The sequence below is a fragment of the Streptococcus suis genome (assembly GCF_016775005.1).
Classification (GTDB): Bacteria; Bacillota; Bacilli; order Lactobacillales; family Streptococcaceae; genus Streptococcus; species Streptococcus suivaginalis.
This window is the reverse complement of the sequence record NZ_JAEUXI010000005.1, coordinates 78279-90366: the sequence shown is the minus strand read 5'-3', so window position 1 is coordinate 90366 and position 12088 is coordinate 78279. Positions and strand designations below refer to the sequence as shown.

Sequence of the window (12088 nt, the reverse complement as noted above, 5' to 3'; positions counted from 1 at the left end):
CTTCTATCAATCAATGGCTTATTGACCTGGGGGTAGGCCCAAGATATGACGGATATCATCCAGAGACAGGGAGGCACGATCCTCCGCCCCATCCAGTACGCTTGTTACCAGTTCTGCCTTGCTCGCTTGTAATTCTTGGATTTTCTCTTCGATGGTACCCTTGGTAATCAAGCGATAGCATTCCACTTTGGCTTCCTGCCCCATACGGTGCGCCCTACTGATGGCCTGAGCTTCTACCGCAGGATTCCACCATAAGTCCACCAAAATAACCGTGTCTGCCCCTGTCAAATTCAAACCGACTCCCCCTGCCTTCAAGGAAATCAAGAAAACATCCCGGCTCCCCTTGTTAAATGCCTGGGTCATTTCCTGCCGCTCTTTTGCAGGGGTTGATCCAGTCAAGAGATAGGAGGTCATCCCCAGATCATCCACCTCCTGGGCAATCAAGTCCAGCATCTGGCGAAATTGAGAGAAAATCAAGACACGGTGTTGCTCCGCCTTTAACCGTTCAAGCAAGTCCCTCAAGCTAGCTAGCTTTCCACTGTCTCCTTGATAGGAATCCATAAACAGTTTCGGCGTATCACAAATTTGCCGCAAGCGGGTAATGCCTGCCAAAATTTCAATTCGCCTCTTTTGCAAGGCCTCATCTCCACCATCTAACAAACCCGACCGAATTTGTTCCAACTGGGCCAAGTAAAGAGATTTTTGCTGATCTGTTAGTTCTGAAATAACCTTTGATTCAATCAAATCAGGCAATTCCACCAATACATCCTCTTTTCGCCTTCTAAGAACAAAGGGCTGAATCAGCTTGGAAACCGCAGAGGCAGTAAGCTTGGAGAATTCTTTCTTGTTCGGCAATAAACCGGGCAAAACAATTTGAAAAATGGACCACAACTCGGACAGTCGGTTTTCAATCGGTGTTCCTGATAGGGCAAAGACCCTCTCCACTTCAAAATTCCGCAAGAGCTGCGCTATCTTGGTCTGGGTATTTTTCATCACTTGGGCTTCATCCAGGAATAGGTAGCGGAAGGACTTGTTTTGGTACTCATCCACATCTTGACGAAAGGCAGTATAGCTGGTCACATAAACATGGTGTTCTTCCGATAGCAAGGAAACTCGCTGGTCCTTACTCCCATTGACCACCACCAGGTCCATCTGGGGAGCAAATTGATGAAATTCATCCTGCCAGTTATAGATCAAACTCGATGGTGCTAAGATCAACACCTTGCCATCTATTGACTTCTTGGTAGAAAGAAAGGCGATGGTCTGCAGGGTCTTTCCCAGCCCCATCTCATCGGCTAAGATCCCACCAAAACCAAAATAATCTAAGTTAGCAAGCCATTGAATACCTACTTTCTGGTAATCCCTTAACTGGCTCGTAATCTGAACATCTGGCATAGGGAAGCTCTCTGGCCGCGCTAGATAGCGTGCCATCTCTAGGAATTCCTTAGAAAAAGCTATTTCTCCCCTTCCTGCCAAGCTCTCAGCCAACTGGTGGGCTCTAAAAGAAGGCACAGACAGGCCACCCTTGCGCATGCGACCAATCCGCAACTCCTGCAAGGTTTGACTGATGGCGCGAGTCTCCTGATCAAAAACCAACAACTTCCCCTGCCTGGTTGAATAATAGGCCTCCTGACTAAACAAGGCCGACAGGGCTGCATCTACTTCTTCCTGGTCAATCCCATCAAAATCAAAGAGAACCTGCAACAAACCTTGACCCTTCTCAATCTGAATCTTAGGACTTGGGCTGACCTGAAGAGCCTTCAAGCTCGGACTCAAGTGAACCAAGCCCATCTTAGAAAACTGCTCCAGTTTTTGAGTAAAAAAACGATACAGATCTGCGCCTGACATTGGGGCATGTAGTGCCTGAAAATCTCCGACAAACCCAGCCTTATCTATCATATCCAAGACAGCATCCAAATGGTTCTTATGACTAGCAAAGGGTAGTTGGTCCAGTTCTTCTCGACTTGTTACTAAGACGCGGGAAAAGCGGAGCTGCAAGGCTAAGCTGATCTCACCAGACTCTGTTTGATCAAAGTGAAACTCTGGTTTAAAATCACGAATTTCAAATTGTTTGGGAGCTACAACAGGACCTAGCTGGGCTAAATCAAGCAAAATCAAGGCCAGCTGATCTTGATCTCTAAATTCCACACGTACCTGACCCTGACCAGATGAGAGGTCCAAATAGGAGAGTAAAACGGACCGAATCCGCTCCTGTTGTCGGCTGACCAGATAAAATTGATTGCCAACGAGCAAAAAGCGTCCCTTATATAGTTCCAAGACAGGCTTTTCTTCAAATACCACCAAAAAGTAGTTAGTTTCAACCTTGACCTGAAAACGATACAATTCCTGGTCAGCCTGCAAGTTTCCAATGGCAACCGCGTCATAGGCCTTTAGTTGGTGTTCAAATTGAAAATCAGCCAAGTCCTGCATTAGTTCTAGCCCTTCTTCAAAGGCGACTAGAGGCAAGCGCAGATGCCGCCCCATATTGACAAAAATCGGATCATCCAAGCGGACACGATGCGGCTGCAAGCGATCTAAAAAATCCAGAAAAAACTGACTTGCCTGATCAAAATCAGCATAGGTCAGCTGCTCAAAATAGTGCTTCCCAAATTGGTAATTTCCTTGGTTAGCTACTACTTTCAAAAAGGCTCCTATATCACGGACAACATACCATTTATCATCTGGATAGCGGGAAATTTTCAAGGTCCAATCAATGGTTTTCTCAAAGGCCATGACCTGCCCATGGACAGACAATCGATAGGTCCACCGTCCATCCTCATAGGGGCGTTTTAAGCTTTCAATAAAGGGATTCTCCTCTAGAATTTCCACCTGCAAAGCCACCTCCTCCTGATGGGCAAGTAGCTGCATCTTGCCTTCCGGATGATTGTTAAAATAGTATTCTACCGCTGCTTGGTGCAGGCAGTATTGCCGCAGACCATAATCTGCGCATTGACAAACCACCTCTTGTCCCCTCAAATCATACTCGACTTCAACACCCTGACAATCAAATAGAAATCGCTTGTCCTGAACAGTTTTCAACCGAAGATGCCCAGCCTCATAGAGATCAATTCCAGCTTGTCGAATCCGACCCGGCATTAATTTTCCCATCGCCTCTCCTTTTCTACTCCCAGCCAACAACTCGTCACATTACTAAATTGTATCTTTTCATTATAGCATATTTTCCAATAGAACTCTTGGACCAGGCATAGAAAAAACACCTGTTTTCCAACCGGTGTTCTTAAGAAAGCTGTTTATAATAGAGGGGCACCCGCCACATTTTTCTGATATGGCCCATGGTTTTCAAAAACCAAAATAACAGAAAGGGGGCCAAAAGAAGACCCAAAACAAGGAGAAGCCAGTCCCCTCCTTTCATAAAAACTAGGAAGAAAACGACCGTTACAAAGCCAAGAAAGCCAAGTAACAAAAGATTGGCCACCACTGCCAGCCAGCCTAGCCAGTAACGAAGGCCAAAGGGTGGGTGTTTTCTTTCGTCAAAATCTGCCAATCCAGTCAAAAACTCCACCAAGATTTCACCGATTATTTCCATATGGTCGGTCCCCCTATTTCATCTGCTGATAATACTTAGTCCGTCGAATTAAGGTTTTGATAGCCCTAGCCAGTAGAATCGTCAACACACTTGCTCCAAATACCAAGAAAAGAAAGATGCCAACCAAGAACCTGTCAAAATGGTTGAAAACCATGATGGATCCAACTGCGTAGGTTACAAAATAAACCAAAAGAGTCACTAAAAATACCAATATACACGCAAAGACTCCAAACCAGTAACGAAGACCAAAGGGCTTGTACTGCTTATCTTCATAGTCTACTAGTAGAAGAACAGGAACTGTTAGAAATGCAAACAACATTAGAATGACATTGCCCGTTATCATGGAATCACCTCTTTTTTTCATTGTAGCATTTTTTACATGGCATGCAAAGAAAAAAGAGGTTTCCCTCTTTTCATTTCTTACTTCCGTTTCCGTGCAATCAAGTGAATCGGTGTTCCTTCAAAGACAAAAGCCTTACGGATTTGATTTTCCAAGAAACGCATATAGGAGAAGTGCATGAGCTCTTCTTCGTTGACAAAGACCACAAAGGTCGGTGGCTTGGTCGCAACCTGAGTCGCATAGAAAATCTTGAGACGTTTCCCTTTATCAGTCGGTGTCGGGTTAATGGCAATGGCATCCATGATGACATCGTTAAGCACAGCCGACGGAATGCGGGTATTCTGACTTTCACTAATAGCCTTGATCATCTCAGGCAACTTGTGCAAGCGTTGCTTGGTCAGAGCCGATACAAAGATAATCGGTGCATATGACAAATACTGGAACTGGTCACGAATATCGTCTTCCCATTTCTTCATGGTGTGGTTGTCTTTTTCAAGTGTGTCCCACTTGTTAACGACAATAATCATCCCCTTACCAGCTTCATGGGCAAAGCCTGCGATGCGTTTGTCATACTCACGGATACCTTCTTCGGCATTGATAACCATCAATATGACATCCGAGCGTTCAATGGCACGCATGGCACGCATAACAGAGTATTTCTCGGTATTTTCATAGACCTTACCAGACTTGCGCATCCCTGCGGTGTCAATCATGGTAAATTCCTGACCTTCTGGGTCTGTAAAATGCGTATCAATAGCATCACGGGTCGTTCCCGCAACAGGCGATGCAATCACACGCTCTTCACCCAAAATGGCGTTAATCAAACTTGATTTACCAACGTTTGGACGACCAATCAGGCTGAACTTGATAATGTCTGGATTTTCCTCCGCTTCCACCGCTGGGAGATTATCGACAATAGCATCCAAGACATCCCCTGTTCCAATACCGTGAACAGAAGATACAGGATAGGGATCGCCAAGACCAAGTGAGTAGAAATCGTAGATGTCATTCCGCATTTCAGGATTGTCGACCTTGTTGACAACTAGAATAACAGGTTTGTTTGTCTTGTAAAGAATGCGTGATACATACTCATCCGCATCGGTCACACCTTCCTTGCCTGATACGACAAAGACGATAACATCCGCCTCATCCATGGCAATCTCAGCCTGGTGCTTGATTTGATCCATGAAAGGAGCATCCACATCATCGATACCACCTGTATCAATCAGGGAAAACTTGCGATTGAGCCACTCACCAGTAGCATAAATACGGTCACGAGTCACACCTTCCACATCCTCAACGATAGAAATGCGCTCTCCCGCAATACGGTTAAATAAGGTTGATTTACCAACATTGGGACGTCCAACGATGGCGATAGTTGGTAGAGCCATAGCTCCTCCTCTTCTAGTTTACAATAATTTATTTTTTTCTAATACAGCCCTGGTTTCAGGCTGTTCTGCCTGTCCGAACTGGGTCACCATACGCTCAGACCAGGTTTCTGTCTGGCGGACACCTGCATAGTCTGTCTGAACTTGGTCGTAGGCTTGGATTACTTCCACGCCTTGCTCCACATATTCTTCCTGAAAGACAATGGCTTTACTTGCTAGTCGTGGTTTGACAGGATTTTTTTCTGCAGGGTGCCCAAGGGCAATACAGAAAATCGGATAGGTATAGTCTGGCAAGTTGAACAGCTCTGCTATTGCCAAAGCCTTGTGGCGAATCATACCGATGAAGACACCACCATAGCCCAAGCTTTCAGCTGCTAAGAGGGTATTCTGCCCTGCCAGAGCCGCGTCAACGGAAGAAATCAAAAGATTCTCCGTCCCCTTGGCTTCAAAGTCCTTCTCATGAAGCTGGGCCGCCTTGCTGGCACGGTTGTGGTCGCCCACAAAAAGTAAAATGGCCTGGGCCTGCAAGATAGCTGGCTGAGGAACCAAATCGTAGAGGGCCTGTTTCTTGCTCTCTGACCGCACCACGATAATAGAGTAGGACTGGAAATTCTTCCAGCTAGATGCTGCTCGACCTGCTGTGATAATGGCCTCCAAATGCTCCGCCTCAATCGGCTCCTCCGTAAAACGACGGACAGAGCTGTGGCTTAACATCAAATCAATGGTTTTATTCATCGGCGATTGACCCCCTGCAAGTGCATCTCTTGGGCTAGGAAGCGAATGCGTTCCATGACCCGCTTGGCCTGCCAGGTCTCGTCTCCAGACTTCCCTGCTGAAAAATGCCGCTCCAAGTCTGCAAAGGAGAAGTTGGAGGTAAAGAAAGTCGGCAGATTTTCCTGCATCCGATACTGGAGGATAACCTGCAAGACATCGTCCCGAATCCACGAACTGTGCTGCTCCGCTCCGATATCGTCCAAAACCAAGACCTGAGCCGTCTTGACCTCGTCAATCCGCTCCTTAACCGACCCGTCCTTGATGGCATTCTTGATGTCCACCACAAAGGTCGGATAATGGAGCATGGTCGTTGACAGCAGGTGGGTCTTGGACAGGAGATTGGCCAAGTAAGCCATGAGGTAGCTTTTGCCAATACCAAAGGTCCCGTAGAGATAAATGCCCTTGTTGTCTTGGCCGACCCGCTTAACAAAGTCGGAAATCGCCAGCATAATCCCTACACGGTTTTCATCCTGACGGTCCAAGTCTGCAATGGTCACATTTTTCAGACTAGCCGGCATATTAATCAGCTGAATCCGATTTTTTATGGCTTCTAATTTCCGTAGTTCAACCAGCTCAGCCGTTTCTAGATAGGACACATCTGCATAGCCCTGGTTCATGACCAGAACTGGTTGGTAGCCCTTGGCCATATAAGTCTGATCATTGGCGAAAAACTTGTCCCGTTCATTGATAAATTCATAAAATTTGGAAATGGAGCGACCAATTTCATCTTGATTGAGTCCATGTTGACGAATAAACTCCGCCACATCCTTGTCTTGCATGATTTCTGCCACCAGCTGTTCATAGGACTGACGAACCGGAGACTGTTTGTGTTCTAGATTATCTTGAACTGATTTCATTGGCCACCTCCTTTATTTTCCATTTCTTCAAATTGACGATAGAGGTCGGCTAGCTGGGCTTGACCTTCTATTGTTTGTTCTGTTTTCACTTCTTGCTTGCTCCATTCTGGAACATTTGAAGTTGAACTCGTTTTTGTCCGTGCTTGTGTCCTTGTTCTGGTAGATTGTTGATTCTCCCTCAAAAAAAGAATCGCTGCCTTTGCCGAATGGATGCCCTTGTAGGAAAATTCATTGACTAACTTGACCAAATACTTGGTATTGAGATTGGCAGAATCAATCTTATTAAAGGTGTATAGGACAGCCACATTGATAACCTCATCCAAGTGACCTTCCTTGGCAAGACTAGCTAGACAAGACCGCTCAGCATCAAGTAGCCCCGCCTTGCGACTAGCTTTCAAAAGACGGAGAAATTCGAGACTGGATTTTGATTTTGCCTCCGCCAAAATAGCCTCTTCCTGGCGGCTCAGCTGTCCTGACTCTCCACCTTGTTGGAGTCTGCTTTGTAGCCTGCCCAGAGAAATCTGGTGCTGGACAGCCGTTTCCTTGGCCAACTGATAGAGTTCTAACCAGGATAGGCCTAGACTGTCGGCCAAATGGGTCAGGGCGATGACGTCTTCCGCCTCATCTTGAAAGGCTAATTTATCCCGACGCATCAGATTTCGGAAGGCATCCCAGTCAAAGCCCTTACGAGCTTGAACAAGCTCTTTGACCTGACCAATTTCTGAAAAGACATCCGAAAATTTCTTCGACACTTTTTGCCAAGAGCTATCAGGACTTTGCTGACCTGTCGCCATAGCAAAATCCCCAATTTTTTTGCGCAAGAGTTGCTTCAGCAGGGGTTTGCCCATAAAAGCCACCTCAGCTAAAGGAGCCTTTAATTCCAAAAGAAAGACTTCTTGTTTGTTGTACACATCCAACAAATCAAGGGCGGTCAAGACATCCAGTGCCTGCTCCAAGCGATTCATCCCCAAGTCTAGATGGTTGAGAATTCTTGAAAAAGGCTGATTGCTAAGCCCTTGCTCATAACTTGCTAGAAGAAAATGATAAACCAAGAAAGCATCCGCCCCCATAATGGGCTGATAAAGAAGGCTTAAACTACTATAATCTGCAAGAAAAGCCTGGCGCTTGAGTAGGCTAAACTGGTCATTTGGCTTCATCACGCACTAATTTCCCTTCTGCTTGTGTCCTTTGGTAATTTGTTTCAAGAGATTTTCCAGTTCTCCCACATCTTTGAAAGAACGATAGACAGAGGCGAAACGAACATAGGTGATTTCGTCCAACTCAACCAATTCTTCCATTACAAGATTTCCAATGACATCACTTTCCACTTCGGTATCACTTTGGGCACGAACCTTCTGCTCGATCCTGTTCACCACCTCATCAATCTCATGACTGGATACAGGACGTTTTTGCGCAGAACGAATAATCCCGTTGAAGATCTTTTCCCGTGAAAACTGTTCTCTTGTTCCGTCTTTTTTTACAACCACAAGGGTTTTTTCTTCAATTCGTTCGTAGGTTGTGAAGCGATGTTCACAGGATTCACATTCGCGACGGCGACGAATGGTGTTGCCATCTTCTGCTTGACGACTATCTACAACGCTAGATTTAATACTGTTACATTTTGGACACCGCATCTACTTTCTCCCATTCTGACGTTATCATCTCATTGTACCATATTTTATGGGATTTCTCTAGATAAAAAGAGGCTGGCCAAGGGCCAGCTCTTTTAGTTGATTATTTGAATCTTTTTCTTTTCCAAACGGTAGTACACCCACTCTTTTACCAAACGATAGATCACGGCAAAGATCGGGGTAAAGAAGACCATCCCCAACAGACCAAACAAGTTTCCACCAATCAAGGCAGCAGCAAGCGTAAAGAGGGTCGGTAGTCCCACAGACTGGCCAACAACACGTGGGTAAATCACATTTCCTTCAATCAGCTGTAAAATCTGGAACAAAACGATGGACCAGAGCGCCAAGAGCGGATTTTGCACAGCGACAAAGAGAGCACTGATGAGACAGGCTGAAAATGGTCCGATATAAGGAACAAAGGACAGGACACCTGCCAAAATCCCTGCCATGCTTGCATAAGGAATCCCTGACAAGGAATAGCTAACAAAGACTAAAGTCCCGATAATGACTGCCTCCACAATCTGACTCATCAAAAACTTATCATAGGTATCGATGATCACCTCACCAATGTAGCTGATAATCTTCACCCATTTCTCCGGCATAATAGCATAGAGGAACTTAGTCGTCATAGACTGCAAATGCTCCTTGTTCCCCAGAATCGCCAAGGTAAAGAAGAAGGCCATCACCAGGGTCATGGTATTGGAGAAAATACCAGAAACATTATTGACTAGACCGGATAAAACTGGCGTGACAAATTGTGACACAGCTGATAGATTTTTCAGTTGTGATAGAAAATCATTGATTTGTTCACCGATGGTCCCTGACAAAAGATTATAACTTTCTAAAAAGGCAATCAAGCTATTGACCGACTTTGGAATAGCGGTTGTACTCACCGTTACCAACTGAGACACAGTCGTCACAAGGGTCGGCAAGACAATCAAGACCAAACCTGTCACAATCAGCAAAAAGCCTATCAAGACTCCAACAATGGCCAAGCTCCGCTTTGATTTTTCCAAAAAAGAGACCTTAGCAATCAACCCCTCCAACTTTTTCATTGGAACGTTTAAGATAAAGGCAATAATGGCGCCCACTAAGAGGGAGTTCATACTGGCTAAAACAGTCTCAAAAAGTCCGAAAATGTCCGAGAAATGCAAGACAGCTAGCAAGACGGCTGCTGCAAATGAAATGAGAAATATTTTTTCCTTAAACTGATGAAACATAGGCTTCCTTTTCAATTGTTGTATTTTGTTCATTATACTGTATTGTGAAAAAAAAGTCACTCTTGAATCACCGAAAAACCGACAGGCATAGCCTATCGGTTTTATTCTCTCATAGCATAGCCAACACCACGAACGGTCTTGATATAGGAGTCCTGTCCCGGAACATCCAATTTCCCTCTCAAATATCGGATATAGACATCTACCACATTCGTTTCTACGGCGGTGTCATATTTCCAAACCCGTTCCAAGAGTTGCTCACGGCTGAGAATCTCTGGACTATACATAAGGGTTGCCAGAAGGTCGTATTCTCTTCTGGTTAGATTGACCAGCTCGCCAGCCCGTGTGACTGTTCGATTTTGAAAATCGATCTTCAAGTCACGATAGGCAGCATGTAGCTTGATTTGACGGCAGTTTTCATCAATGAAGTCACGCCCCTTAAAGATTGCTGTCACCTGTTCTACCAAGTCGCTGATTACAAAGGGTTTGACAACATAAGAAACTGCGTAGGTCAAAATATCCTGTCCATGCTGAGCGACTTCTGAACTATCGACTGCAACGATGATGACAGAGGCAGGTTTTGACCGCAAGAGTTCCAAGGAAAGTTCCCGGCTCCCCATGTCTGCCAACTGAAAACTCATCAAAATCAAATCAAAATCAGTTTCATGGGCCAGCTGCAAGGCCTCCTTACCTGTCGAAGCGTAATCCACCAAATAATCTTGTTTCTGCAATTCCATGGAAACAAAGTGGGATAGATTGCGCTCACGACCTGCAATCAAAATTTTCTTTGCCATATTCTCTTTCATCGTTCTCTCTATCAGTCGGGATTGGCAGCGGCAAATTAGAAAGAAGGGCGCTTGCACGCCCATTCTGTTTATTTTGATTCGCTATACCAATCGTAGTGGAAGACACCTTCTTTGTCTTTACGGTTATATGTGTGAGCACCGAAGTAGTCACGTTGTGCTTGGATTAAGTTAGCTGGTAAGTTTTCTGCACGGTAGCTATCAAAGTAGGTAATCGCTGCAGAGAAGGTTGGGACAGGCACACCTGCCTGAACAGCTAGGGTTACGACATCACGAACAGCTTGTTGGTATTTTGCAGTGATATCAAGGAAGTATTCATCCAAGAGCAAGTTTGCCAAGTCTTCATCACGTCCGTAGGCATCTGTAATTTTTTGCAAGAAGCGAGCGCGGATGATACAACCTGCACGCCAGATTTTTGCGATTTCACCGAATGGCAAGTTCCAGTTGTTTTCTTTAGAAGCAACACGCAATTGTGCAAAACCTTGTGCGTAAGACATGATTTTTGAGAAGTACAATGCTTGACGAATTTTTTCAACCAATTCAGCCTTGTCGCCTTCGTATGCAAACGGAGCTGGTTTTGGAAGGACCTTGCTTGCTGCCACACGCTCATCTTTGTAGGTTGAGATATAGCGAGCAAATACAGATTCTGTAATCAGTGACAATGGCACACCTAAGTCAAGAGATGATTGGCTAGTCCATTTACCAGTGCCCTTGTTACCAGCAGCATCCATGATGTAGTCAACAACTGGACCATCTTGACCTTGGTCGTCCTTGCGTTTCAAAATGTCAGCTGTGATTTCAATCAAGTAGCTATCCAATTCACCCTTGTTCCACTCAGTGAAGATGTCAGCCATTTCATCTACTGACAAACCGAGTAAGTGTTGCATGAGGTCATATGACTCTGCAATCAATTGCATGTCGCCATACTCGATACCGTTGTGGACCATTTTTACGTAGTGACCAGCTCCATCTGGACCGATATAAGTCACACATGGTGCTCCATCTTCTGGAGCTTTAGCTGAGATTTCTTCCAAGACATCAGCTACCAATTCATAGGCTTCTTTTTGTCCACCTGGCATGATAGACGGGCCTTCAAGGGCACCTTTTTCACCACCTGATACACCTGTACCGATGAAGTTGATGCCTGAGTCTGCCAGCTCTGCTGAACGGCGAATGGTATCTTCGTAGAAGGTATTTCCACCGTCAATCAAGATATCACCCTTGTCCAAGTGTGGCAAGAGGGCTTGAATGGTTGCATCAGTACCAGGACCAGCCTGCACCATAAGCATGATACGGCGTGGGGTTTCAATTGATTTTACAAAGCTTTCAACATCGTAGCTTGGAACCAAGTTTTTACCTGGGTTGCTGGCTACTACATCTTCCGTTTTATCTGCTGAACGGTTGTAAATCGCTACTGTATAGCCACGAGATTCTACGTTGAGGGCCAAGTTCCGGCCCATTACAGCCATCCCTACAACACCAAAGTTTGCTTTTGTCATGAAGTTTACTCCTATTCGTTTGTATCTCTTTT

At 45.3% G+C, this 12088-nt stretch carries 11 protein-coding genes; all 11 read right to left on the bottom strand.

Annotated features, from left to right (window positions below; translation table 11 throughout):
- Positions 1-18 precede the first annotated feature (18 nt).
- Complete coding sequence (locus tag JNG37_RS06810) at positions 19-3108, bottom strand: DEAD/DEAH box helicase (protein WP_158456746.1); 3090 nt, start codon at positions 3106-3108, stop codon at positions 19-21.
- A gap of 130 nt (positions 3109-3238) precedes the next feature.
- Positions 3239-3505 carry a hypothetical protein gene (locus JNG37_RS06805; RefSeq protein WP_238336283.1) on the bottom strand — a complete coding sequence of 89 codons (267 nt, stop codon included), beginning with the start codon at positions 3503-3505 and terminating at the stop codon, positions 3239-3241.
- A gap of 55 nt (positions 3506-3560) precedes the next feature.
- Positions 3561-3911, bottom strand: a complete 351-nt coding sequence (locus JNG37_RS06800; RefSeq protein ID WP_238336282.1) for an MFS transporter — start codon at positions 3909-3911, stop codon at positions 3561-3563.
- 56 nt (positions 3912-3967) lie between these two features.
- Positions 3968-5278: a ribosome biogenesis GTPase Der gene (der, locus tag JNG37_RS06795; RefSeq protein WP_158456750.1), complete on the bottom strand. Its 1311-nt coding sequence runs from the start codon at positions 5276-5278 to the stop codon at positions 3968-3970.
- Between the two features lie 18 nt (positions 5279-5296).
- Complete coding sequence (locus tag JNG37_RS06790; RefSeq protein ID WP_158456752.1) at positions 5297-6010, bottom strand: NADPH-dependent oxidoreductase; 714 nt, start codon at positions 6008-6010, stop codon at positions 5297-5299.
- Positions 6007-6906 (bottom strand): primosomal protein DnaI, encoded by a 900-nt coding sequence (gene dnaI, locus JNG37_RS06785; RefSeq protein ID WP_158456754.1) that lies wholly within the window; start codon positions 6904-6906, stop codon positions 6007-6009. Before dnaI ends, JNG37_RS06790 begins: the two co-directional genes overlap by 4 nt.
- The gene (locus tag JNG37_RS06780) at positions 6903-8063 is read right to left on the bottom strand and encodes a replication initiation and membrane attachment family protein (protein ID WP_158456909.1); all 1161 of its coding nucleotides are present in this window, start codon (positions 8061-8063) and stop codon (positions 6903-6905) included. The genes dnaI and JNG37_RS06780 overlap by 4 nt, the downstream gene beginning before the upstream one ends.
- A 6-nt stretch (positions 8064-8069) precedes the next feature.
- Positions 8070-8540, bottom strand: coding sequence for a transcriptional regulator NrdR (gene nrdR, locus JNG37_RS06775; RefSeq protein WP_158456756.1), 471 nt, complete (start codon positions 8538-8540; stop codon positions 8070-8072).
- Positions 8541-8632: 92 nt separating this feature from the next.
- The gene (locus JNG37_RS06770) at positions 8633-9757 is read right to left on the bottom strand and encodes an AI-2E family transporter (protein WP_158456758.1); all 1125 of its coding nucleotides are present in this window, start codon (positions 9755-9757) and stop codon (positions 8633-8635) included.
- Positions 9758-9858: 101 nt separating this feature from the next.
- The gene (locus tag JNG37_RS06765; protein ID WP_158456760.1) at positions 9859-10548 is read right to left on the bottom strand and encodes a response regulator transcription factor; all 690 of its coding nucleotides are present in this window, start codon (positions 10546-10548) and stop codon (positions 9859-9861) included.
- Positions 10549-10628: 80 nt separating this feature from the next.
- Positions 10629-12056: an NADP-dependent phosphogluconate dehydrogenase gene (gene gndA, locus JNG37_RS06760; protein ID WP_158456762.1), complete on the bottom strand. Its 1428-nt coding sequence runs from the start codon at positions 12054-12056 to the stop codon at positions 10629-10631.
- Positions 12057-12088: the final 32 nt, after the last annotated feature.